Here is a 25,816-nt window from a genome sequence, read left to right as displayed (position 1 = left end):
AAAAGTGCCTGCCCGCAGCAGACACTTTTTTATTTACCAGATGGAAATGGCCCCAATGAGAACCGCCATGACGGTCATAGCGACGACTGCCAGCACAGCCCATTTCATCCCAAATTTCTGATGCTGATCCAGTGATACGCCAACAAGTCCAACAAGTAAATGAGTCGATGGAACAAGTGGACTTAACATATGAATCGGCTGACCAATAATAGAGGCTCTGGCAATCTCAATTTTATCGACACCGTATGCTGCCGCTGTTTCTGATAGGATCGGCAGTACGCCGTAAAAGTATGCATCATTCGGCATAAAGAAAGTAAAGATCCCGCTTGTTAATGCGACAATGACTGGAATAAAGCCGCCCAGCTGCTCTGGAATTGCAGATACAATCGAAATCGCCATTTCATCGACCATTTTCGTTCCAGTTAGAATACCTGTAAAAACACCTGCCGCAAAAATCATCGAAGCAATGGCTAAAACGTTTGTTGAGTGAGCCGCAATTCGCTCACGCTGCTGGTCCAAGTTCGGATAGTTCACGATAATCGCCACACAGAAAGCAAGAACAAATAGAACAGTTAAGCTGACTTTACCTGATACAAGCAGCAGCACCAATAACAAAGTCAGCGCCAGGTTAAACCACCAAAGCTTCGGCCGTTTGATGTCATCTTGCAGTGCCGCTGCCATTTCATTTGCATGAATCGGCTGGTCAAGTTCAATCACACCAAGGCGTTTTCTCTCGGCTTTTCCAAGAAAATAAGCAACAATAATCATACTGAGAACCCCTGCACCAATGACTGGAATCATTGGTCCAAATAAAAGTGAAGGATCAACGCCAAGTGCACTCGCCGCTCTAGGTGTAGCTCCTCCCCATGGAATTGTATTCATAATTCCCATGCCGACCCCGGCAATACCCGCTAAAATAATTGGACGGATGCCAAGCAGCGTAAATAGTGGAAGCATCGCTGTTGTTGTAATCATATACGTTGTCGTTCCATCACCATCAAGTGCAACAAGCATCGTCAAGACAGCTGTTCCGACAACGATTTTTAATGGATCGCCTTTAACGATTTTTAAAATTTTCGCCACCATTGGGTCAAATAAACCCGCATCAATCATAATGCCAAAGTACAAAATCGCAAACATGATCATGACTGCTGTTGGTGCGACTTGCTGCACACCTTTGACAATCATGTCTGAAATTTCAGTAAAATGAAAACCTGCAATAAGAGCAAATGCAATTGGTGTTAACACCAATGCCGTTAAAACAGACATACGTTTCGTCATAATCAAAACCATAAATACAATCATCATAAGAAATCCTAAGATTGCTAACATATTGTTCACCCCTTATGTTGTATACGCTTTCATTAATGTGTTGGTATCCCATTTCCAACCCTTTTTGTCATCATATCTGAGGTGAGAATTGAAGTAAATATTATGAATTTTAATTCTTTTTCGGTCGATAAATGCTTTTTGTTCATTTTGTTCAAACATTGGGCTTTTTAATACCATGAAAAAAACAAAGGGTTTATTTAAGCCCTTTGTCTTCTTTTCAGTGTGATAGAAAACCTTTGCAGTCTAGGAAGGATGAGTACTGGAGCGGAGCGAATATGAGATTCGTGAGCACCAGCACACAGAACCGGCACCGAATGCAAGGGTTTGTCTACACGCTGGAAGCGGTCTCACTCGACCGCTTGTTCTCCTTGTATCAATTGCTCATATTGCCTTAATTGATCTTCCATAAAGACCTTTGCCTCTTTGCTGTTCATATAACGACTTGTCCAGCCCTTTTGCTTTAATCGCTTTTTCCAGGACTTCGTTTTCGTCATTTTTTGAAGAAGCTGATCCCATTCACGAACCTCATGCTGACTCATTTGTTTTGGGCCCATCACACCGCGCCAATGGGAAAAGATGAGCGGAATGCCCTGCTCTTTCCATGTCGGCACATCTTCAAATCCATCTAAGCGCTGGCTGGTTGTCGTCGCTACGAGCTTCAGCCTCTTTTTTTCATAATCATGACGAACCTCTGTAATGGTAGTCGTTGCTGCATCCACCTCATGGTCGATGAGCGCCTGAAATAAATCATCTGCACTGTCAAATTTCAAAAATTGAATGCGATATGGATCAATTCCTGCCATTTCTGCTGCCCGGGCGAATGAGATTTGATCATCATTTCCAAAATCAGGGGCAAACCCAATTTTTAAGGAATCTGGTTTTTTCTTAAGTGCGTGTAACAGCTCCTTCCCATTTGAAAAAGGAGAATCCACTGGGACTGCGACGACCTGCCACTCTTCTGCAAGGATTGCCAGCGGTGTCACATCATTCATCGTCACGTTACTGCTGCCAAGCAAATTACGGCTTAACAATAAGCTTGAATTTAAACTGATATAGTTGGCTTCTCGCTCCATCATGTATGTCCATCCTTTATCCACCGTTCCGCCTCTTTGATAAAGAATGTTCACAGGCCGGTTCACCAGCTTCTCTTGTTCAAGCACTGATTTCATCACCTGAGCCGTTTGGTCAAATCCCCCCTTTGGTACACCCGACACCACAATATATAAGGAGCTTTGCTGCAGGAAAGAATCACCGGCCTTTTTTTCATTAAAGGTGAGCGTCATACAAAGGCAGAGCACGATTACAAAAAGTATTCCTTTTTTCATCTTTTATGACTCCGCTTGTTTGGCAGGGTAATATTTACGTTCAGGTCTGCCAATGATTCCGTATGCAAGCTCTGCCCGGCATTCCCCTGTTGTCACGAGATACTCTACGTACCGTCTCGCCGTTGTACGTGATGCGCCCATCTTTTCCCCGAGTTCTTCTGCTGTAATTCCGCTATTCTCTGATGCCATCAATGTTTTCACTTTATCCAAGGTCAGTGAATTGATGCCTGTAGGAAGATCTCTGTCATCCCTTTGTTTTGGCTCTTCCTGCATCTGCCCAAAAAACAGATCGATCATCGTTTGATTGACTTCATCCTTTGAATTGATGATGTCTTTCTTCTCTTTATATTCGGTTAAAACTTGTGCAAACTTTTGTGCGGTCACCGGTTTGATTAAATAATGAACCACTCCGTAATGAAGCGCATCTCTTAAAAGCGTCGTTTCCGTTGCAGCCGTGATAATGATCACATCTACTTCAGGATAGCGTTCTCTTAAAAGCGGCAGCAGGTTTGTACCGAGCTCATCAGGCATATAGACATCAAGCAAGATGAGATCCACTTGTTCCCTCTGGAGCGCCTCCCACATATCCTTTGCACTCTTTGCCTTTCCAGCGACCTTAAATCCTTCTATCTTTTGTATATAAGATTCATGAATGGCAGCGATTCGAAAATCATCCTCCGCAATGAGTACCTTAATCACCATCTATTCCCCCTTTGTGCCTTTCGGTATGTATACAGTGAAGATGGCACCGCCTTCTTTTTGGTTCGCAACTTCAATCCAGCCCCCAAGCTCGTCCAACACTTCTTTCACATTTGCAAGCCCATAGCCTCGTCCTTCTCCCTTTGACGAATGGCCTCTTGTGAAAATCTGTGACAGCTCCTCTTCATTCACTCCATCACCTGAATCTGACACTTCTATGATAATATCAAACCCAATATCTGTGATGAACAGGTCTACCTCGCGCTTCTCCTTATTTAATACAGCTTCAAAAGCATTATCTACGAGATTGCCAATGATGGTGATAAAGTGAGATAGGCTTAAATGAGCTGGGAGCGGCTCTAGTGAGCTATTTTCATCAATGTGGAAATGGACTTTTTTCTCAGATGCTTTCCCTAACTTGCCAAGTAAGATGGCTTGTATTTTAGGAGAACGAATCTGCTTCATGAGTAAATCGTGCTGACGGTTTTGCAGATGATATTCTTCTTTAATTAAGTCGATGGCTTCATCGAATTGCTTCAGCTCAAGCAGGCCTAAGATGGCGTACAGCTTATTTGAGAATTCGTGCGTTTGTGCCCTCAGGTCTTCTGAATATTGACTGACCTCTGTTAATGTATCCAGCAGCTTCGTCAGCTCTGTTTTCTCCCTGAAGCTCACAATCCCTCCGAATACTCGATTCTCCTGCATTACTTTTTTCACATTTAAGACATAGGTTTTATCATTGACGACGGTTTCGATGTTAGGTTCAATCGTCTCTGACTTTAAATAGAGAAGAAGTTTGGCATTTGGCAAGACTTGATCAATATGAAGGGGCAGCTCTGATGAGACGCGCAGCATGTGCTCAGCTGATGTATTCATCATCGTAATCGCGCCTTTCTGGTCAAACGCAATGATCCCTTCTTTTATAGCGAGCAGCATCGCTTCTCTTTCTCGATACAACGAAGCTATTTCATGCGGCTCAAGCCCTAATGTATCTTTGCGAATACTCTTCGTTAAAAAAATCGCACCGAATATGCCTGGCAAGAGCACAAGAAGGGCAATATAGCTAAGCTTCAATAGCTGATGAGCTGTCGCTTGATCGATTTCTTTTTTTAAAAATTCGACGGTGACTGTGCCGATAATTTCTTCATGCCCTTCTGTTTCTTTCATAATGGGTGCACTGCCTCTGACAACGGTTTCACCATTAGAATCATCAGTTGATATGGAAGTTCCTCCAAATAAGAGAGTACTTCTTCCTTCCGATACACTGATGGTCTTTCCTACGTCCTCATGATTCGTATGAACAAGGACCTTTCCTTTTCGATTGGTAATGAAGATGGCATGTGCTCTTACTTGCTCCTTCATTTGCTCAAGCACTGCCTGTTCTTCATTTTGGGACGCTGATAGAGCCACCGATGCTTTAATGGGCGGCATATATGATATTGTTCTAGCGGTCTGCACCGCCAGCTGTTCAGCTTGTCCCTGCCTTTCTGATGTCTGCAGAAAACCAAAACAAATGGTTAATAACGCAATGACAACAAGCAAAAGCCCGATAATTAACCCCAAAATTTTCGTTTGTAAAGTGACTTTCCTTTTGCCCATCCTCACCGCTACAACCCCTAATTCAGTAGATTCACCCGAATAGACTCTAAGAAAATGATATCATTTTTTCTGACTAAGTTAAGAGAAAATTATTTCAAACAAAAAGACGACTCAGGCATCGAGTCGTCCCTGTATACCTATTACGTGATCGATAAACCAGCACTCGCATAGCCTGCTACAGTATTCACTAAGGATAGACCTGTAGCTGATGCGGAGAATACAACAAGCAATCGTGTTTCCGGTGTGACTGGTACATTTAGACCAGTCGCAATACCGTTTGCAATCGCACCCAGCGTTAAAACACCGGTTAAAGCTGGTGCTAATGTGACACTCGCTACTTGAGTGAAACTGTTATTTGGTGTCGGTGAAGCGAATAGACTAGCCGTTACGGTAATACTCGTGCCGACTAAAGAAAGAGCTGCTGTTGTGCTGAAATAGCCGGCAAATGACGTGATCGTTCCAGCTCTCGGAACTGAGAACGCCATGTTGAGTAAAGTGCCTGCAGCGCCGGTTAAATCAATTACTCCGCCTAAAATACTGACACCTGTCGCTGAGTTACCAAATCCGATCAAGCTGGATGTTCCAACAAGACCGCCCGCAATTGTTGTCAGGACAGCAGGTGTACCTGATGCAAACGGAATGATCGCACTCGATCCTGTCACTCCTGTTGGACCGGTGGCTCCTGTTGCACCGGTTACACCCGTTGCTCCAGTTAAACCTGTAATACCCGTTACACCGGTCACTCCTGTTGCTCCGGTGGCGCCGGTTAGACCTGTGACTCCTGTGACTCCGGTGGCTCCGGTGGCTCCGGTAACGCCTGTTGCTCCCGTTGCTCCAGTTAATCCAGTTGCACCGGTCGCTCCAGTCACTCCTGTAACCCCTGTTGCTCCCGTAGCTCCTGTACCGGTTGCACCTGTAACGCCAGTCGCGCCTGCGGCAGCTAATAACGTATAATCTGGTGACGTATCTGGTGTGCCTGTTGGCGGTGCTGTGTTCACGATATAGGTTCCACCTTCATACGTGACCACTTGATCTACTGGATACGTTGGGGCTGCCGCTGGATCAAACGCCGTGACACCGGCTAAGCCTACTCCCGTCGCTCCTGTGATCCCGGTTGCACCTGTTGCGCCCGTATCACCAGTTACCCCAGTTGCACCTGTGACACCGGTGGCTCCGGTTGGACCAATTTCCCCCGTTGCTCCTGTAACGCCAGTAACTCCGGTTGGACCAATTTCCCCCGTTGCTCCCGTGACGCCAGTGACTCCGGTTGGGCCAATTTCTCCTGTTGCTCCCGTCGCTCCTGTACCGGTTGCACCTGTAACGCCAGTCGCGCCTGCGGCTGCTAATAACGTATAATCTGGTGACGTATCTGGTGTGCCTGTTGGCGGTGCCGTATTCACGATATAGGTTCCACCTTCATACGTGACCACTTGACCTACTGGATATGTCGGTGCTGCCGCTGGATCAAACGCTGTGACGCCGGCTAAGCCTACTCCCGTCGCTCCTGTGATCCCGGTTGCACCTGTGACACCGGTGGCTCCGGTTGGACCAATTTCTCCCGTCGCTCCCGTGACGCCGGTGGCTCCGGTTGGACCAATTTCCCCCGTTGCTCCCGTGACGCCAGTAACTCCGGTTGGACCAATTTCCCCCGTTGCTCCTGTAACGCCTGTTGCTCCCGTCGCTCCTGTACCGGTTGCACCTGTAACGCCAGTCGCGCCTGCGGCTGCTAATAACGTATAATCTGGTGATGTATCTGGTGTCCCTGTTGGTGGTGCTGTGTTCACGACATAGGTTCCACCTTCATACGTGACCACTTGACCTACTGGATACGTTGGGGCTGCCGCTGGATCAAACGCTGTGACGCCGGCTAAGCCGATTCCCGTCGCTCCCGTGACGCCGGTGGCTCCGGTTGGACCAATTTCTCCTGTTGCTCCCGTGACACCGGTGGCTCCAGTTGGGCCAATTTCTCCTGTTGCTCCCGTGACGCCGGTGGCTCCGGTTGGGCCAATTTCTCCTGTTGCTCCCGTCGCTCCTGTACCGGTTGCACCTGTAACGCCAGTCGCGCCTGCGGCTGCTAATAACGTATAATCTGGTGACGTATCTGGTGTGCCTGTTGGCGGTGCCGTATTCACGATATAGGTTCCACCTTCATACGTGACCACTTGACCTACTGGATATGTCGGTGCTGCCGCTGGATCAAACGCTGCGACGCCGGCTAAGCCTACTCCCGTCGCTCCTGTGATCCCGGTGGCTCCGGTTGCGCCCGTATCACCAGTTGCACCTGTGACACCGGTGGCTCCGGTTGGGCCAATTTCTCCCGTCGCTCCCGTGACGCCGGTGGCTCCGGTTGGACCAATTTCCCCCGTTGCTCCCGTGACGCCAGTAACTCCGGTTGGACCAATTTCCCCCGTTGCTCCTGTAACGCCTGTTGCTCCCGTCGCTCCTGTACCGGTTGCACCTGTAACGCCAGTCGCGCCTGCGGCTGCTAATAACGTATAATCTGGTGATGTATCTGGTGTTCCTGTTGGTGGTGCTGTGTTCACAAGATATGTTCCGCCTTCATATGTCACCACTTGCCCCAATGGGTATCCTGGCGCTGCTGCAGCATCATACGGTACGACTCCCGTTAAACCCACGCCGGTGGCGCCTGTGGCTCCAGTTGGACCTGGATCTCCTGTGACACCTGTTGGCCCTGTACCTGTTTCCCCCGCTGCAGCTAATAATGTATAATCCGCCGACGTATCCGGCGTACCTAATGGCGGTGCTGAATTGACCACGTACGTACTGCCATCGTATGTCACCACTTGACCTACTGGGAAGGTTGGTGCTACTGCTGGATCAAATGCCAAGATGCCTGTTAAACCTACGCCCGTTGGACCGATTGGACCTGCTGGACCCGCTGGACCTGCTGGGCCTGCCGGACCCGCTGCACCCGCCGGACCGGCTGGGCCTCTTCTTCCTCTCCCGCCTGGCGGACCTTGAATCACACAAACACAAGGATCTTTTCCGCAGCAAGGATTTTTCACTGGTTTCCTTGGCTTTTCTGATATCCCTTTCTTACAACTATCACATTCCCAGCCATCGTCCTTGTACGCATCATACCAGCTTCCTTTTTGGTAGTGGTCTGTCGAATGAGTGGGATATGTCTTACCACATTGCCTACATTTTTTCATGGAATCACCCCCATCCATCGTATTCATCATGACTGGGAATGGTGTATGTACACTTTTATTTTTTTAAAATAATCAAAAGACCTTGCACTTTCTTGCACAAGGTCTTTCTTTCATTAAAGTCTCATCGTCATTTTTAAATCTTTTCCTACCATACTATAATCCATATCTACCGGCCGGATGGCTTCTTTTAATGTTTTCGTACCTTCTCCTTCAAAGAAAGTAGGTGCATCTTTCCCTCCAATTAATAATGGTGCCATATAAATAATGACTTCGTTCACAAGGGACGCTTCTAAAAAGGATGCGCTCACACTGCCTCCCGCCTCTACAAGCACCGACATCACAGAGCGCCTTTTCAGCATACGTAACACCGCATGAAGATCTGTCCGATTTTCTCCGCTTGTGACAAATACTTGATGTCCTTTTTGCACCAGTTGATGGTATTTTTTTTGATCGTACTTGTTTGAGGTACAAATGATGGTTTCTGCCATATGATCATTTAAACATTTCGCATGAAGCGGAATCCTTAAGGTGGAATCTAAAATGACACGAATAGGCTGTGTCACGATTGAATCTTTCACAATAAGACCTGCATCATCTTGAATAATGGTTTCGACGCCTGTTATCACAGCATCTGCTTCTTGACGTAATTGCTGCACTTCATTCCTCGCTTCTGTCCCTGTAATCCATTTGCTTTCTTGATAAGCTGTTGCAATTTTCCCGTCTAATGAAATGGCTGTTTTTAATATGACATACGGAAGGTCTGATTGTATCGAATGAAAAAAAGGAAGATTTAAGCTGTCTGCTTCCCGCTTACATACCCCTTCTTCTACTTCTATCCCTGCCTGTTTCAACATCGTGACCCCTTTACCTGCTACAAGTGGATTTGGGTCCCCAGTGGCAATGACCACACGTTTCACCCCGCTCTTTATAATGGCTTCTGAGCAAGGGCCTGTTTTTCCATGATGCGAACAAGGTTCGAGCGTCACATACATATGAGCCCCCTTCGCCTTATCTCCTGCCATTTGCAGTGCATGAATTTCAGCATGCGGCTCGCCCGCCTTCATGTGAGCACCAATTCCAACGATCTCACCTTTTTTGACTACCACTGCCCCGACAAGCGGATTTGGCGAGGTTTGTCCTTTCATGGCCTTTGCGTTGGCAATCGCTAGCTTCATATAAAAAACATCGTCTTTCATGTAAGTCTCCTTTCCTCTCTTTCAAGGGAAAGAACTCCTTCAGGGAATGAAGGAGTTCTATTCTCATGTGCTATATTTTTTCCATCCGTTTCTTTTCAGATCGATCATAGTAAGGCAAGGAATAAAAAAGTTTATAAGATGCTCGTTGTTTACAAAAACAGCATTTGCGACATTCATATTTATTAATGAGGAGCACATGCGGACAATTGAGTACAGACAGACCTTTTTTCATATGTTCCTTGCAAACACTTATCATGAGAATCCCCCGCTTACATTCTTTTTCTTAATGAGAGATTACTTCTTTCGGAAATTGTTCAAATAAGCGTAGTACTTCGGTATGCGTCCCATCTTCTCGAACGTGATAAATCCCGCCGTCATATGAGCTTGCGTATACATCATTGCCTAATTGTCTGATGGCACTAATCCCATTTTGGGCAATTCTAATTGGGCCGGTGTTGACATCCAGCTCTGGATTCCACACAACGATATAGCCCCAATAATCACCGCTTACAATATAGCCTGAGTCTGTGACTGTGACCGATTTAATCGAATACTGGTGTTCGTTATGCTGGCCTAAAATTCTTCCTGTATGCAAATCAAACAATCTCACATTCTTGTCGCGGCTGACAATGGCGATACGGTCTCGTTTACTATCAATAAAGACATCATTTAACAGCTCTGTCGCACCAATGTACTCCGCTTTTAAGGACAAACTCTTTTTATCTAAAAGACAAATGGTTCCTTCAACTGCTGCTGTGATGATAAGATCTCCTTCTACCTTTAATGCTTTAACTGCACAATCGTGTGCTTTGGAACGGCCGATTTCCTTTAAGTGTTCTGTCGAAATGACATGTACATAACCGCCGTAAGTTCCAATATAAAATTGACGATCCTCCTCGTGGAAATACACGCTGTTGACCGGACCTGTGTTAAGATCAAACGAAACCATTTGCTGTAATGACTCATGAACAATATGCACCTGACTTGCATGGTCTCCCCACGCATAATAGCTTCCATCCCGTGCAACAGCTACTCCATTTGTTAAAACGCCCGTCGATTTGGCAATTTCAATCCCATTTTTTCTGAATTTTCCATCATCGGATGCGGTAATAATATCACCTGCATCAGTCAGCGCAATATCATTGATAGATGGTGTCGCCATTTCGATCTCATCTGATACGACTTTGCCCTTTTCGATCGACCATTCACAATATGTTTTTCCAAAGCTGGCTCCTAGTATTGACTTCTCATCCTCTGTCCAGACAAGTGAGCGCTCCCACTGATATTTATGAGGCAGCAGTGTATCGACTAAATCACCTGTTTCATAATTCCACAGCTTAATTAAATGGTCGTAGCCTGCTGTCAGCAAGTAATTGCCGCTTGGGGAAAAATTCACGCGCTTGACGCCCTGTAAATGGGCTTTAATGATTTTCTTCTCCTGTAAAGTACCCGCATCATAAATAATGACGGTGCCATCATCTCTGCCAAGTGCGAATACTTCTTTTTGATTGCTGCCGCTGATCGTATCGAGCTCATAATCAAACGGGCCGATTTCCCCTACAATTTCTCCGGTTTCATACAGCCATACAAGGACATATCCATCATCACCTGTTGTATAAGCTTTATCACCATGTATCCATACAGCTAATACATCTTTGCTATGGCCATGGAATTCTCTTAAAATAGCGCCCGTTTCGATATCCCAGACTAAGCATCTTCTATCTCTGGACACGGATACAAGCAAAGTATCCTGCTTCGCAAAAGCGACGGCTTCTACATCATCTGCATGACCAAACAACGTGCGGATTCGGGTATTTGTGCCTGTATCATACAATTGAATCGTATAGTCTGACGATGCACTCGCTAAATACTTTCCGTTTTCTGAAAGAGATATAGAATTAATGATATGCTCGTGACTGCCAATAAACGTTCCTTCTCCCGTCGCCCGGTTCCACTGATAAATACAGCGGTCATAGCCGCCAGTGTAAACAATTTGGTCGTGCTGAGTTGATAAAACAGATGTAATTGGTCCTCTATGCATGGTTTTACACTCCCACCTTTATATGTTGTTTTTGACGAGTCACTAAACGAAAACCAGTAAATCGAAAAACGGGATCTGGGTGCTTCCCGTGTCTTCTTGCGACTCTGCATAAATCTCCGCCTCTTGCGAAGGAGCCGCCCTTTAAAATGTAGTAATCATTTCCGAGTGTTTCCGTTAAATCATCGACGACCTCGATGCCGCCTTCATATACGTGATATTTGGTATTGACCCATTCCTCGACGTTGCCCCCCATATCATAAAGACCAAATAAGGATCGGCCCTTTTCGTAATGACGGACAGGCGTCGTTTTTTCAATATTTGATTCGTGCGTATTGCAGTAAGAAGGATCAAACTCATCTCCCCACGGGTATTGATTTCTCGTGTTTCCCCGGGCAGCATACTCCCATTCTTCTTCAGTAGGAATCGAAACATCAATCCCAAGTTTCCCGCTCAGCCACTGACAGAACGAGAAGGCATCCTCAATGTCCATGCCCCAAGCTGGATGATCTTTTCCCCCGCCAAGCTCTTCGTTCGTTAAACTCTCTGGGTATGTCTGGCCTGTTTCATCACAATAGCTTTGATACAATTCATTGCTGATGACCGTATCTGAGATAAAAAATTCGTTGATATACGGCTGATAGGATGGAAATTCTTTGTACAGCCACTTTTGAAATTTTTTCTCACGGCCGTAGGTTGGATTGAGCAGCTTGTCCTTCCAGAATTCTGCTGCCTTTTTCATATCTTCTTCATTACTTCCAATCGTTGCATAGCCGCTTGGGATTTGAATCCAATTGATATCAGGTTTCACGCTTTTCTCCCGCCTTCTTTCAATAAACTCGTCTATTGATTAATTAATTTCTTCTCATCGACCATATGCCCTGAGGCTGCTTTTGCCTTTAAATAGGCTTCATTGTAGAGAGAGGCTTCGACCGTATGATCAAACCGCAAAACAGGAAGACCGTAAGCTGCAATAGAATCGACTTTATCTGGATTGTTTGTTAGTAAATGCAATGGTTTCCCTTTGTTTAAATAGTGCAAAACAGCTGCTGCTTCCTCGTAATGCCGATCATCATCCCCGCAGCCGATCAGGCGGTTGGCTTCAAAAGTATCCAGCTGCATCTCCTGTAATTTATACGTCAACGCTTTTGCCATCAGCCCAATAGACCGACCTTCTTGATTGGCCATATACACAAGCATGCCTTTTCCGTAATCGGTGATTTTCTTCAGCGATAATGCAAGCTGTGGACCACAATCACATTTCAGTGACCCAAACACATCCCCTGTTTGGCAGACACTATGGATTCGCACAAGCGGCGGCCGTTCATTTTCAAAGTCGCCAAATAAGAGACAAGAGGAAAAGGTTTGCTGCGCGGTACTCATTTGGACAATAGATTCGATCGTTGGTTTTGTATCCCGTTCAACAGGCGCAAAGGCATACCACTTAAATGGCACTTCTTCATGTTGAATGGAAATTGGCAGATTCACAGGCCCCACGAGCAAATAGTGTTTTTCTTGAAAGGTAAAATGATGAATCATTGATTGTAATTCATCTACAAACTTGTTCATTTGTCTCCCCCCTATTCATCACTGCACCCAAATCGACTCCCATAGCGCAGTGATGGAGTGATGAATATGTGTACGCACTCCCTCAGCTTGTGTGCTCCCGCAGAAAGAAATGGATGTGCAGTGTCTCTCATCGCTTTAGACCTTGTCCTTTTCCAGTACAAAGGAGCAGAAATCTTGGTTCATATGCTTTATTTTCTGTCAGAGCAGCAAACGTCCTTGATTGATAGATGCTCTTTCTTCCCATGAACACCTCTGCTAGCTTTGAATCACTCACCTTTGTACTAGATTTTGACGGCAATGACATGATGCTGGCTTATTCCGGCCTTCGCTTGTAACGGTGATATGGATACAAGCTCAAGACCTGATGTACAAATTTTTTCGCCAAGCTGAGAATCTGAAAATGAAAAATGGAAACGGCCATCTTCTCCGATTAATCCTGTTTTCCACTGTTCTCCCCAGACAACAAGTGAAAAGACACCGCCTTCATGAAGTAAAGAAGAGACCTGTTTTAAATAACGTTCATGATCATCAGGATGTTGATGATGAAAGCAGCCATGATCTAAAATTAAATCAAACTGCATCCCGCGTCCCTGATCCATGGACCATGACATAAAATCTTGATGAACAAAATGGACAGGAACTGTTTCTCTTTTCTGTAACCCTTCCCACTCCTCATGCTCATACAGGTCGATACCGACATATCCGGAAAGCCCGCTTAAATGTTCTAGTGCACGGCCGTTGCCGCACCCGATATCCAGCACAGAAGCAAGTGCATTCTTTTCCCTTGAACGCCATGCCTTTAATGACATCACTGCTGCGTCTGTTAAGGATGGATCAGTAGACCACATATCTGTTCTTTGCTCATAATGCTCTTGGAATGCCATGCGCATCTTTTCTAAATACAATCCACTGTCTTCATGGTACAAAGCCTTTTTCATCATGAAACCTCCTTCAATTCACAATCTTCTTTTCGGGCAAAGGTGGTTTTCAAGCCAAAAACCTTATGTTAAAATGAAAGATGGATTTTTTAGGAAAATCTGTTTTTCTGAAAAAGGAGAGAAGCACCCCACATGTTCACTCTTCTTTTTCAGCATTCATCCTCATATGCAGCCGTTCGAGGGCCGCATCGCCTCAGCTTGTTCTCTCTTTTTTTCATATGAGTTCACCTCCTTTACCGTTCGATCAACTCACATTTCTTAGTGAAACCGCTTTCTCTTTTTTATAAGGACTTAACGTCTTTTTCAATCTCTTACACTATGCTTTTAGTAGAAAGATCAATCTACTGTTTAGAATGGCGATCATTTTTTCTTCAAGTAAACGATGATTTGTTCTGTTCTAGTAGACATTTTTGTATCTAAGAGGCGCTTACGCCTTTGTTCTTGCCACCTCCTTTCACTAGATTATGCTTGGAATAAACCCGCCAGAAATTTAACAACTAATTCCATAATGACTGGATTAAGCCAAATATATTGTTTTTAGTTTATTTTGTCAACAAATTATTTCCTAAACATTAAAATGAATTTCTAATTGAAAATACAGGTATTTTTCGTGGTTTTTTGACCTTAAAACACTTATTTCTACACAAAAATACAACTTAAACCAATAGAACTAAGAAATTTATCTACTAAATTACACAAGTTTTTTATTTAATTTTAAATCAAAATAGAAAGATACAATGATTATTTCCCGAATGGTTTTTTGTGATATTTCGACTATTTTTTTTGATTCTCCATGATTTTCATTGGTATAACGGCATTTTCAATTAGAGAGTTTACTATTTATTCCATACTTCTGTATTTACTTATTATCGTAAAAAAGATATATGTCTCTCTTTCAGACATGGAAGCATGAAAAAAAGCCCCTTACAAAAGTAAGAGGCTTTTTCGGTTGGCGTTTACGCCCAGTTTTTCACTTTTTCATGATCTGTGACAAAGAGAAGGACTTTCCCTTCGTCTAAATGTTCTTCAAATGTCTCAGCTTCTTCTTTTGAGAAACCAATTTCATGAATTTTATTGCGGAGCTCATCACCCTTTTTACTAAAGATGTTTCCAACCGCATGTTTGAGTCCAACTTCTCTTGAGCCAATCGTATTGGCATCTGCATTATTTGCAATACGCTCTGTTCGATCATCGTCATGGGACAGAACATAAATGTCCTCTCTTGCAACACCGAGTGCCTTTAATTGCTCTACATCTTTTTGAAGTGTTTCATCATTTGAATACTCTCTTACAACAGGTTTCATTTTATATTCCTCCTTTAACGTCTTACGAATCTTTTACCCGTCACTTTTGACATTAAACCTTCCACGAGCACATCCAATTTTCTTGAAAGACGTACCATGTCTATCGACTTATTTTTGACAAAAAGCCTGTAAAAATGACTAAATTTTCTGAATTATCATGTTCAATCCTGTTGATTTGTTGTACAATTCTTATACTGGAGGCTAGAAATGAGGGAGAGCTGATGTATTACTTTTCAGCGGAGCAGCAGTTTAATGCTTGGGTTGTCAGTGATTTGGTGAAACAGCTTTTTCAAAAGTGGAATCCTGAAGAAGCAAATACAAAGCCGCTTACATTGTTTGCCGAACAGCACTTTCGCATCTCAATTGATTATCTCTTTTCCATCATTATTAACATTGGAGATATTGAGTCAATTGAACAAGATCCACAAGACATGTTGTCCTCATACTTGAATATCCTTTTTCCTTTTGTGACGCGCGATATGATGAAAGCCTCCATGCAAAATGCAAACGAATATTTGTTAAAAGAACGTGACGCGGATGTGTATCAGCTGTTTGGCTGTCTCCCGCCGCTTCTCTCTGTATCTTTTCAGAAAAAGTAGTCCCCTTCGATAAGATGGCGGCTGCTTTTTTGTATGTGTTTTGAAAAGACCGTATGTTTTGAACGAAAAGAAGCATCATGTTAATGTAAATCTAGGCTGTAAGTGAAAGGGAGGATTTGACATGAGTCAACAAAAGCAAATTCAATTAGCTAAACGTCCTAAAGGATTACCTACAAAAGATGTTTTTCATTTTGAAACAGTCGATATACCTGTGCCGCAAGATGGGGAGGTCTTGATTCAAACGAAATATGTTTCTGTAGATCCTTATATGAGAGGGCGAATGCAGGATACAAAATCCTATACACCTCCGTTCAAGCTAAATGAAGTGATTCAGGGCGGTGTTGTCGGAGAAGTCATTGAGTCGAAATCGCCTCAATTTGAAAAGGGTGATTTTGTCCTTGGATTCCTTGGATGGCAAGAATACTCCACTGCCAAAGCTGAATCTCTGACTAAAATTGATCCGTCCATTGCGCCATTGTCCTATTATTTAGGGATTTTGGGCATGCCAGGGCAAACCGCTTACTTCGGCCTGCTTGCGATTGGCCAGCCAAAAGAAGGCGAGACGGTTGTCATTTCTGGAGCAGCAGGTGCCGTTGGTTCTGTTGTGGGACAAATCGCTAAGATCAAGGGCGCACACGTCGTGGGAATTGCCGGATCTGACGATAAACTCGCTTATTTAAAAGAATTGGGCTTTGATGAAACGATTAATTATAAAACAACAAATGATTTAGATGATGCCATTGCAAAAGCCTGCCCTAACGGCGTTGATGTGTATTTTGACAATGTAGGCGGCGAGATTTCAGATGCGGTGATGAATCATTTAAACCGTTTTGCACGCATTCCAGTGTGCGGCGCCATTTCTTCTTATAATATTAGCGCAAGCGAGGACATCGGACCGCGTGTGCAAACAAAACTCATCAAAACAAGCGCATTGATGCAAGGCTTCATCGTTGCCAACTATTCAGATCGTTTTGGAGAGGCAGCGAAGGATCTCGCACAATGGGTAAAAGAAGACAAACTCACATATAAAGAAACAATCATAGAAGGCTTTGACAACATTCCTGACGCATTCCTTGGACTATTCAAAGGAGAAAATGTCGGAAAACAGCTTGTCAAAATTTCATAACAAAAAGGACCCTCCATGTGGAGGGTCCTTTTCTTATGCCTGCTTGGGCGCAAGGTGCAGCTGGCCTTGCTTATACACAATTTCTTCAAGCGAAAGATTCAGCTTTTTCGCCATTTTTTTCAGCATTGATTGCTCTTGAGGTGTGACAAGACTGATGACTGCGCCTTCTTTGCCTGCTCGTCCGGTTCTGCCTGAACGGTGGATGTAGCCCTCTTCATTTGGCATATCTGCATGAATCACATATGGCAGATCATCAATATCGATTCCTCTTGCTGCAATATCTGTTGCAAGGAGGAGCGGGAATTCACGCTGTTCAAATGATTTCAAGATCACAGCACGTTCAGCTTTTTTTGCTTCACTATGAAGGACACCAAGGTCGACATGATGGTACGCTAATTTCTCTGCATAAATGCTTAAGTTCGTAATGTCACGCACAAAAACGAGCGCCTGCATGTCCTCAAGCCGTGATAGCTTTTGCAGCAGTTTCACTTTGTCACGCTGATCACATAACAGATAATAGTGACCCACTTTCTGCGCTTCTTCCTCGCTTCTAGCAATTTTCAATACTTCTGGTTCAGATGTCATTTCTTTGATCAGCTGAACGGTTTCTTCTTTCAACGTTGCAGAAAAACAAAGGATTTGTCTTTCTTTTAATGTAGACTTAATGATCCCTTGGATCGTTTTCATATGCTCTGGCACAAGAAGCTGATCTGCTTCGTCTAATACAATCGTTTTGACTTCATGCATTTTCAGTTTCTTGATTTTGATTAATTCTTGTACTCGGCCAGGTGTCGCCACAACGATGTTCGGATGTTTCTTTAGTTTTTCTTGCTGCTTCTTGATGTTCGCTCCACCAATCAAGGAAACCGCTTTGATGTCTGATCCTTGTTTGAACTCTTGCACGACATCAAAGATTTGCATCACAAGCTCTCTTGAAGGTGCCAAGATTAAGACTTGCGGATGCTTAATATTGACATCAATTTTATTTAAAAGCGGCAGAACATACGCAAGTGTCTTCCCCGTTCCAGTTGGCGATTCTGCGATCACATCACGCTTCTCCGTAATCCACTCTGCTGTTTTTTCTTGTATAGCTGTTGGTTTTTCGAAGCCAGCCGCTTGAAAGTTTTCCTGAATAAATGGCTTTGCTTCTTTCAAAAATGCCCAATTTTCCGTCATGTCGATCTCCTTTATCCTCATTCAATCTATCCTTTAGTATCTCAAAATCAGCTTTGAAACGCAATTTTTCTTTTGATGCTTTTATCGAGCCGGACAGTTCGATATAATCATGAGAGGCACTAGCCGTTTTGAATCTATTTGAGGTGTAAAAAATGATATTATCTGTTAAAGATTTAAGTCATGGCTTTGGCGACAGAGCCATTTTCCACGAAGTGTCCTTCCGTTTATTAAAAGGCGAGCATGTCGGCTTAATCGGCGCCAACGGTGAAGGAAAGTCAACGTTTATGAATATTATTACTGGCAAGCTGGAGCCAGATGCAGGAAAAGTCGAATGGGCGAAAAATGTCCGTGTCGGCTACCTTGATCAGCATACCGTGCTAGAAAAGGGCAGAACGATCCGTGAAGTCCTTCAGGATGCATTCCATTATTTATTCTCCATGGAAGCCGCGATGAATGACATTTATGGCAAAATGGGTGAAGCCGATCCTGATGAGCTGGAAAAGCTGTTAGAGGAAGTTGGCGTCATTCAGGACGCACTGACAAACAATGATTTCTATATCATTGATTCTAAGGTCGAGGAGATTGCAAGAGGTCTTGGCTTAACGGATCTTGGACTGGACCGTGATGTGACGGAGCTCAGCGGCGGTCAGCGTACGAAGGTCCTGCTAGCGAAATTGCTGTTAGAGAAGCCAGAAATTCTCCTTCTCGATGAGCCGACCAACTATTTGGATGAGCAGCATATTGAGTGGCTGAAGCGTTATTTACAGGAATATGAAAATGCGTTTATCCTCATTTCACATGATATTCCGTTTTTAAACAGTGTTATTAACTTGATTTATCATGTTGAAAATCAAGAGCTCACGCGCTATGTTGGTGATTACGACCAATTTAAACAAGTGTACGAAGTCAAAAAGCAGCAGCTCGAAGCAGCCTATAAAAGACAGCAGCAGGAAGTGGCTGAACTAAAGGATTTTGTCGCAAGAAACAAAGCACGTGTCAGCACAAGAAATATGGCGATGTCCCGTCAAAAGAAATTGGATAAGATGGATATGATTGAACTGGCAGCAGAAAAGCCAAAACCAGAATTCCACTTTAAACCGGCACGTACGTCTGGGAAACTGATTTTTGAAACGAAAGATTTGGTCATTGGTTATGATGAACCGCTCTCCCGCCCATTGAATTTGAAAATGGAACGCGGGCAAAAAATTGCGCTGTACGGTGCTAACGGTATCGGAAAAACGACGCTGCTCCGAAGTCTTCTTGGGGAAATCACACCTATTTCTGGTGAGGTGGAACGTGGAGAATTCTTGCATATTGGCTACTTTGAGCAAGAAGTAAAAGAGCAAAACAGCAATACTTGTATTGAAGAAGTATGGAGCACCTTCCCTTCTTACACGCAATACGAAGTCAGAGCCGCTCTTGCAAAATGCGGATTAACGACAAAACATATTGAAAGCCGTGTGTCTGTATTAAGCGGAGGAGAAAAAGCAAAGGTCCGTCTTTGCAAGCTGATCAACGAAGAAACCAACTTACTTGTTCTCGATGAGCCGACAAACCATTTAGATGTCGATGCAAAAGAAGAACTAAAACGCGCGTTAAAAGAATATAAAGGCAGCGTCTTATTGATTTCTCACGAACCTGAATTTTATCAAGATGTGGCAACCGAAACTTGGAATTGCGAATCTTGGACGACAAAAGTATTATAACGACAAAAAAGCCTTATATCTTCAAAAGATATAAGGCCTTTTTCTAATTAATGACCTGCTTGGATATTCACCAAATGCTTACGTCCAAGGAGCAGAATAATCATGCCTAGAAGAACAACAGCAGCCCCGACATAATAAGGTGTACTTGCTGTATAGGATTCAGCGAGAACTCCGGCAATCCAAGGAGCAATCGCGCCCCCAATAAACCGAACAGCACTGTAAGAGGATGAAGCAATTGAACGTTCAACCGGTGCTGACCCCATCACAGCTGTCGTGAGCACCGTATTGATCATACCGAGAATTCCCCCAGCAATGACAATTCCGCAGATCACGACCACAACATGAGACGTCCATATTCCAATGCCGAATAAAATCACAGCAAACGAAGCAAACAAAACCACCAGCGAGGTCAATGTCCCAAGTTTGCGATGAATGACCGGCGCGGAGAAGACGGAGGTCACAGCCAAAAATAGCCCCCAACCAAAAAAGACATAACCAAGTCCATGCTCATCAAGATGGAGCACAAATGGTGAATACGCTAAAAGCACAAAGAAACCGAAATTGTATAAGAAAGCGGCAGATGCCATCGTTAAAAGTCCTTTATATTTTAACGCCCCGACAGCCTCAAATAATTTCACTTTTTTCTCAGGCTTTTGCATAGGTGGAAGCATAAAGGTAATGGCTAAAAGAGCAATAAGCATTAACACGGCAACGCCAAAGAAAGGCCCGCGCCAAGAAATTGTTCCAAGCTCACCGCCAAGCAGCGGTCCAACCGATATCCCAAGACCTAGTGCTGCCTCGTATAAAATAATGGCCTTCGCACTTCCTCCAACAGACACACCGACAATGACAGAGAGTGCAGTTGAAATAAATAAAGCATTCCCGATGCCCCATCCGCCTCTAAAGCCAATTAATTCATTAATCGTTGACGAAGTACCTCCTAAAGCAGAAAAAACAATAATAAAAATGAGTCCTACTAATAACGTCCATTTCGCACCAATCCGGCTAGAAATAAAACCGGTAAAAAACATCACAAAGCCGGTCACAAGTAAGTAGCTTGTAAATAAAAGAGACACCTGGCTTGGAGATGCGTGTAATTGCGATGCAATGGCTGGCAGGATCGGGTCGACGAGTCCTATTCCCATAAACGAAATCACACATGCAAAGGCAACAGCCCAAACGGCTTTTGGCTGCCTAAGCAGACTTGTACGCTGTTTCAACACTTCTTCTTCCTTCATTCCATCAGAACCTTTCCTTCAAATGTTGACAAAATAAAATAAACACGCAGAGGTGTTTATTTTTGTAATTGCTCAATTGCATGAGCCGCTCTTTCTTTCATCGCTTCAAGATCCTTTTTAAAGGATTGAATGGTTTCAAGCTTTTTTGAAATCAATTGATGCTGCACAGTCAGCTGCGCCTCAATATCTAACAGCTTCTCTAATCGTTCCTTCGGATCAAGCGACAGCAAGTAACCTTCTTTATTCAGCTCTAGCTGCTTTCCGATTTCCATAAACGATTGAAGCTCCTGTAAAGAAAAGCCGAGTACCTCTTTTGCCTGCATCACTTTCTCTAGCTCTTCCATGTCGTCCTCTGAGTAAAGTCTGACTCCGCCCTCTGTCCGCTTTGGTGCTGATAATAAACCAATCTCTTCATAGAAACGAATCGTCCGTTTTGTCAGTCCGCTTCTTTTCGCCACTTGATCAATTTTCATCCATTCCATCACCAGTGCCTCCTGCTCATCAATTCATGTTTTATTATACACCTTTATAACCTTAACGTAAACGTCAAAGTTTTAACCCTTGATTTCCTTCCTGTTTTATCGCAAAATAAATAGGAATAATTACGATTTAAAGGAGGTACTATATGCGCTCTTTTCCATCTAAAGAAGAACGGCATCAGCTATTCGGATCTGTACCGCCAAGTCTTGGCACAAAGCCTTGGCAAAAAGAGGACATGACGGACATTCAAAAAACAGAGCAAAACTTTTATTTTCATCTTGAACAAGTCGGGATCTGCCGCATGTCCTATCCGGTGCATATCGTATCTAAAACAGCACCACAACGCCAGACAACTACAGCTGAGTTTACACTGAGTACATCCCTGCCAGCTCATCAAAAAGGCATTCATATGAGCCGTCTCACTGAACAGCTGCACTCGTTTTATGAGAGCAGCAAGCCGCTTAATGTGAATGCCCTAAAAGAATGGACGGCAGCGCTCGCCCGGAAAATGGATCAGCCCTCTGCTTCCATTCAAGTTGCCTTTCCATGGTACATGGAAAAACAGAGCCCAGTCACCGGTCAGTCAGGCTTGATGCATGCGACTGTCCAATATGACGTCCATTTTCATGAAAAGGACGGATGGACCTGTCACGTTGGCTGCGATGCACAGGTCACGACATTATGTCCTTGTTCCAAAGAAATCAGTGAATATGGTGCACATAATCAGCGCGGATCTGTTTCCATTCAAGTAGGGTTATTTGAACAAGCATCGCATCCTGACGATATCAAGGCCGCTCTTTTACATATCATCGAGTCCAATGCGAGCGCACCGCTTTATCCCGTGCTCAAAAGACCTGATGAAAAGAAAGTGACGGAAGAGGCTTATGAAAATCCGCGCTTTGTAGAAGATATCACAAGATTAATTGCCATCGAATTATATGAGCAGCCATGGATTAAAAGCTTTCAAATCGAGTGCCGTAATGAGGAATCCATTCACCAGCATGATGCGTATGCCAAATGCTCCTATCAAAAAAACCTGTAGAGCGATTCTACAGGTTTTTTATTTCCACATCTTTATTCATTCAATTCCTCAATCATAAGCGACAATTCTGTCCAGCGGTCCATTGCTTGTTCTAGTTCTTCCGCAACGGCTTTTTGTTCGTCCATCAGCTCTTGAATTTTTCCAAAATCACTTCCTGCTTCTACAATGCTGGTTTCGAGCTGCTGATGTTTTTCCTCTAATGCCTGTATCCGGTCTTCAATCCCGTCCCATTCAAGCTGATCTTTATAAGAAAGTTTTTTTCTCTTTTTAGGTGCGGCTTCTACTTGTTTCTCAGCAGGCTTTGTCTCTGTCCGCTTCTGCTCTTTTTCCTGTTCCATATAATCGCTGTAAGCACCTTGGAAGTGTGAAATGCGCCCATTTCCTTCAAAGACAAGCAGACGGTGAACCACTCGGTCTAAGAAATAACGATCATGGGACACGGTGATGACGACGCCAGGGAACTGCTCTAAATAATCCTCTAAAATACTGAGGGTCTCTGTATCAAGGTCGTTCGTCGGCTCATCTAAAAAGAGAACATTCGGCTCTTCCATTAAGACCTTCAATAAATACAATCTGCGGCGTTCTCCCCCTGACAGCTTACGAATATACGTCCGCTGCATCGATCTTGGAAAAAGGAACCTCTCCAGCATCTGCTCTGCTGTGACAATAACGCCATCAGACGTCTTGACGATTTCAGCTGTTTCCTTGATATACTCAATGATGGTCAGCTCATCATTCATTTCCTTGTGATCCTGCGTGTAATAGCCAATACGAACGGTTTGTCCAATGGTCAATTGTCCTGAGGTCGGTTCAATCTTACCCGCTAGACAGTTCAGCAGAGTGGTTTTGCCGACTCCATTCGGTCCGATGAATCCGATACGATCACCCGGCACGACTAAATCTGTAAACCGCTCCACAAGGGTCTGGCCAGCAAATGAAATTGATAAGTCTTCTGCCTCTATCACTTGTTTCCCCAAGCGGTGCGAGCCGATGGCAAAATCAAGCTCTCCCTTCGCATCAGGTCCTTTTTGATCTTTCAGCTCTTCGACTCTGCCGATACGTGCTTTCTGCTTTGTCGTTCTTGCTTTTGCTCCTCGTCTCAGCCATGCAAGCTCTCGTCTAAGCAAGTTTTGACGCTTCGTTTCTTTCACCTGAGCCTCTGCTTCCCGCTCCGCTCTTTTTTCTAAAAAGACTTCATAATTTCCTTTATACGTATAAAGCTGCCCTTGATTTAACTCATAAATCCGATTGGCCACCCGGTTTAAGAAATAACGATCGTGCGTCACGAGGATGACAGCACCGCTGTATTGACTCAAATATCCTTCAAGCCATTCAATGGTGGCATTATCAAGGTGGTTGGTTGGCTCATCTAAAATCAGCAAACCTGCAGGCTGAATTAAATTTTTAGCAATGGCGACACGTTTTTTCTGTCCGCCTGACAATGCATGTACAGAGCGGCTCACATCTTTCACGCCAAGCTTTGTCAAAACCGTTTTAGCTGAAAGGTTTGCATCCCAAGCATCTTCCTGATCCATTCGATTTTGCATGCGCATCAGCGCCTCTTGTTTTGCCTCATTTTGCGGGTCATGCTCTAAATCGGCGAGTGCCTGTTCATACGCCTTCATCGTTTGAATCATTGGTGCCGTTCCAGAAAAAATGTAGTCAAGAATCGTTTCATTTCCGGTCATTTCAGGATCTTGCTCAAGAAATTCGATATCAAGTGTCCCTGCTTTCGTGATGTCACCTTCCTCAAACGATTCAAGTCCCGCGATGACCTTTAGAAGTGTTGACTTCCCTGTACCATTTGGTCCAATCAATCCGATGCGTTCCTTCGGTTCTATATGAAACGAAATATGATCAAACAGCGTTTTCTCGCCATAGGTTTTATATAATCCTTCAACATTCAATAAACTCATTTTATCAGCCCTTACATAGATTCTTCCTTTATTTTAAATCAGCCAGTAGCAGAAAACTAGTTTTAAAAAACCCGCTGCTGAAAAGAATGTTTCCTTTTGATGCTCGATACACTATGAAGAGGTGATCTAAAGATGATAACCATTAGCTTATGTATGATTGTGAAAAATGAAGAGGAAGTGCTGGCGGAATGCCTTTCTTCTGTTCAAGACATTGTCGATGAGATAATCATCGTTGATACGGGATCAACAGATCAAACAAAAGAGATCGCTCATTCCTTTTCAGCAAAGGTGCTGGATTTTGAATGGGTGCAGCATTTTGCAAAAGCACGTAACTTTGCTTTCTCACATGCAGCGAAAGAGTATATTTTATGGCTCGATGCTGACGATGTTCTGCTTGAAGAAGACCGCCAAAAACTGCTTCAACTCAAGCAGACACTTGATCCCTCAGTGGATGCCGTTTCGATGTTTTATCATGTGGGCTTCGATGAAAGCGGTCAAGTCAATTTCAAATATAGAAGAAATCGCCTTGTGAAGCGTTCCTTAAACTTTCAGTGGTACGGGGCCGTTCATGAGTTTCTTCAAGTGTATGGAAACATCTTTCCAGCAGATATCGCCGTCACACATCAAAAACGCAAGAAAACAACTGCTGGTGAGCCTGGGCGCAACTTGCGAATTTATGAAGACATGCTGGCAAAAGGAGAGGACATGACGCCCCGTGATCTCTTTTATTTTGCCAATGAATTAAGAGACAATGGGCAGCATGTCAGAGCGATTCGTTTTTATCATGAATTTTTAAACACAAAACAGTGCTGGATTGAGGATGAAATTCGCACATGCCAATATTTAGCGGACTGCTATTATGCGGCAGGCTTTGAGGAAGCGGCCTTATCCTCCTTATTACGTTCCTTCTTATATGATCAGCCCCGGCCAGAATTTTGCTGCCGGATCGGGGATCATCTAAAAATACAAAATAAACATCAGGCAGCCATCTTTTGGTATGAGCAGGCGCTGAAGGCTCCTGAAAACGAAACAGCCTTCACACTTACACAATATAAAACATGGTATCCTCACCTTCAGCTTTGCTACTGTTATTATCAGCTCGGCGACCTGGAGCAAGCCAAAATACATCACCATGCCTCCTCCGCCCATCATCCGACTCATCCAAGTGTCATGTACAATGAAAAAATATTTGCTGATCAGACATAGATCGTCTGACACCACATCCGCCTTCGATCTCACGGCGGATGTCTCTTTTTATACACTTATTCGGTTGTGACGTTTAACACTTTAGTGATTTAAAGCGTTTTTCAACCAATTGACTAAATTGTCATTTGCGCATATACTAACATTCGTCTTACGA

The 25,816-nt window shown here is 44.0% G+C and carries 20 protein-coding genes; 5 read left to right on the top strand and 15 right to left on the bottom strand.

What is annotated here, in order from left to right; translation table 11 throughout:
- Positions 1 to 33: 33 nt before the first annotated feature.
- From MHB69_RS03640 to MHB69_RS03590, 11 genes are all read right to left on the bottom strand, one after another.
- Positions 34 to 1,332, bottom strand: a complete 1,299-nt coding sequence (locus MHB69_RS03640; protein ID WP_034283666.1) for a citrate:proton symporter — start codon at positions 1,330 to 1,332, stop codon at positions 34 to 36.
- Positions 1,333 to 1,679: 347 nt separating this feature from the next.
- On the bottom strand, positions 1,680 to 2,657 hold the full coding sequence (locus MHB69_RS03635; protein WP_342496017.1) for a tripartite tricarboxylate transporter substrate-binding protein: 978 nt from the start codon (positions 2,655 to 2,657) through the stop codon (positions 1,680 to 1,682).
- Positions 2,658 to 2,660: 3 nt separating this feature from the next.
- Positions 2,661 to 3,356 carry a response regulator gene (locus MHB69_RS03630; RefSeq protein ID WP_024424602.1) on the bottom strand — a complete coding sequence of 232 codons (696 nt, stop codon included), beginning with the start codon at positions 3,354 to 3,356 and terminating at the stop codon, positions 2,661 to 2,663.
- 3 nt (positions 3,357 to 3,359) lie between these two features.
- A complete protein-coding gene (locus MHB69_RS03625; protein ID WP_034283664.1) occupies positions 3,360 to 4,955 on the bottom strand; it encodes a sensor histidine kinase in 1,596 nt (531 codons plus the stop codon).
- Between the two features lie 140 nt (positions 4,956 to 5,095).
- Positions 5,096 to 8,128, bottom strand: coding sequence for an exosporium glycoprotein BclB-related protein (locus MHB69_RS03620; protein WP_342496016.1), 3,033 nt, complete (start codon positions 8,126 to 8,128; stop codon positions 5,096 to 5,098).
- Between the two features lie 113 nt (positions 8,129 to 8,241).
- Positions 8,242 to 9,324, bottom strand: a complete 1,083-nt coding sequence (gene ribD / locus MHB69_RS03615; protein WP_342496015.1) for a bifunctional diaminohydroxyphosphoribosylaminopyrimidine deaminase/5-amino-6-(5-phosphoribosylamino)uracil reductase RibD — start codon at positions 9,322 to 9,324, stop codon at positions 8,242 to 8,244.
- Positions 9,325 to 9,607: 283 nt separating this feature from the next.
- Complete coding sequence (locus MHB69_RS03610; protein ID WP_342496014.1) at positions 9,608 to 11,365, bottom strand: WD40 repeat domain-containing protein; 1,758 nt, start codon at positions 11,363 to 11,365, stop codon at positions 9,608 to 9,610.
- A 4-nt stretch (positions 11,366 to 11,369) separates the two neighbouring features.
- Complete coding sequence (locus tag MHB69_RS03605; protein ID WP_342496013.1) at positions 11,370 to 12,173, bottom strand: SUMF1/EgtB/PvdO family nonheme iron enzyme; 804 nt, start codon at positions 12,171 to 12,173, stop codon at positions 11,370 to 11,372.
- A 32-nt stretch (positions 12,174 to 12,205) separates the two neighbouring features.
- Positions 12,206 to 12,931: a GTP cyclohydrolase II gene (locus tag MHB69_RS03600; RefSeq protein WP_034282729.1), complete on the bottom strand. Its 726-nt coding sequence runs from the start codon at positions 12,929 to 12,931 to the stop codon at positions 12,206 to 12,208.
- Between the two features lie 281 nt (positions 12,932 to 13,212).
- Positions 13,213 to 13,869, bottom strand: coding sequence for a methyltransferase domain-containing protein (locus tag MHB69_RS03595; RefSeq protein WP_034282731.1), 657 nt, complete (start codon positions 13,867 to 13,869; stop codon positions 13,213 to 13,215).
- A gap of 956 nt (positions 13,870 to 14,825) precedes the next feature.
- Entirely contained in the window at positions 14,826 to 15,173 is a 348-nt protein-coding gene (locus tag MHB69_RS03590; RefSeq protein ID WP_034282732.1) for a general stress protein, read from the bottom strand.
- A gap of 221 nt (positions 15,174 to 15,394) precedes the next feature.
- Between MHB69_RS03590 and MHB69_RS03585 the strand changes: the two genes are divergently transcribed.
- Positions 15,395 to 15,772: a YfmB family protein gene (locus MHB69_RS03585; RefSeq protein WP_041108602.1), complete on the top strand. Its 378-nt coding sequence runs from the start codon at positions 15,395 to 15,397 to the stop codon at positions 15,770 to 15,772.
- A gap of 121 nt (positions 15,773 to 15,893) precedes the next feature.
- A complete protein-coding gene (locus MHB69_RS03580) occupies positions 15,894 to 16,898 on the top strand; it encodes an NADP-dependent oxidoreductase (RefSeq protein WP_081124081.1) in 1,005 nt (334 codons plus the stop codon).
- 33 nt (positions 16,899 to 16,931) lie between these two features.
- Here MHB69_RS03580 and MHB69_RS03575 read toward each other — a convergent pair whose 3' ends face one another.
- On the bottom strand, positions 16,932 to 18,074 hold the full coding sequence (locus MHB69_RS03575; RefSeq protein WP_024426644.1) for a DEAD/DEAH box helicase: 1,143 nt from the start codon (positions 18,072 to 18,074) through the stop codon (positions 16,932 to 16,934).
- A gap of 152 nt (positions 18,075 to 18,226) precedes the next feature.
- Between MHB69_RS03575 and MHB69_RS03570 the strand changes: the two genes are divergently transcribed.
- Positions 18,227 to 19,780, top strand: coding sequence for an ABC-F family ATP-binding cassette domain-containing protein (locus MHB69_RS03570; RefSeq protein ID WP_024426645.1), 1,554 nt, complete (start codon positions 18,227 to 18,229; stop codon positions 19,778 to 19,780).
- Positions 19,781 to 19,827: 47 nt separating this feature from the next.
- Here the strand turns inward: MHB69_RS03570 and MHB69_RS03565 are convergent, their stop codons facing one another.
- Positions 19,828 to 21,018 carry an MFS transporter gene (locus MHB69_RS03565; RefSeq protein WP_342496012.1) on the bottom strand — a complete coding sequence of 397 codons (1,191 nt, stop codon included), beginning with the start codon at positions 21,016 to 21,018 and terminating at the stop codon, positions 19,828 to 19,830.
- Between the two features lie 56 nt (positions 21,019 to 21,074).
- The gene (locus MHB69_RS03560; protein WP_024424586.1) at positions 21,075 to 21,500 is read right to left on the bottom strand and encodes a MerR family transcriptional regulator; all 426 of its coding nucleotides are present in this window, start codon (positions 21,498 to 21,500) and stop codon (positions 21,075 to 21,077) included.
- A gap of 143 nt (positions 21,501 to 21,643) precedes the next feature.
- On the opposite strand from MHB69_RS03560, the gene folE2 reads away from it, so the two are divergent.
- Entirely contained in the window at positions 21,644 to 22,540 is an 897-nt protein-coding gene (folE2, locus tag MHB69_RS03555; protein WP_041116146.1) for a GTP cyclohydrolase FolE2, read from the top strand.
- A gap of 32 nt (positions 22,541 to 22,572) precedes the next feature.
- Here the strand turns inward: folE2 and MHB69_RS03550 are convergent, their stop codons facing one another.
- Positions 22,573 to 24,456 carry an ABC-F family ATP-binding cassette domain-containing protein gene (locus tag MHB69_RS03550; protein WP_041116144.1) on the bottom strand — a complete coding sequence of 628 codons (1,884 nt, stop codon included), beginning with the start codon at positions 24,454 to 24,456 and terminating at the stop codon, positions 22,573 to 22,575.
- A 132-nt stretch (positions 24,457 to 24,588) separates the two neighbouring features.
- On the opposite strand from MHB69_RS03550, the gene MHB69_RS03545 reads away from it, so the two are divergent.
- A complete protein-coding gene (locus MHB69_RS03545) occupies positions 24,589 to 25,662 on the top strand; it encodes a glycosyltransferase family 2 protein (protein WP_041116142.1) in 1,074 nt (357 codons plus the stop codon).
- Positions 25,663 to 25,816: the final 154 nt, after the last annotated feature.

The sequence above is a fragment of the Bacillus sp. FSL K6-0994 genome, from assembly GCF_038630815.1.
GTDB lineage: Bacteria > Bacillota > Bacilli > Bacillales > Bacillaceae > Bacillus > Bacillus safensis.
The sequence above is the reverse complement of the archived record's forward strand: the minus strand, read 5'-3'. Positions and strand labels throughout refer to the sequence as shown.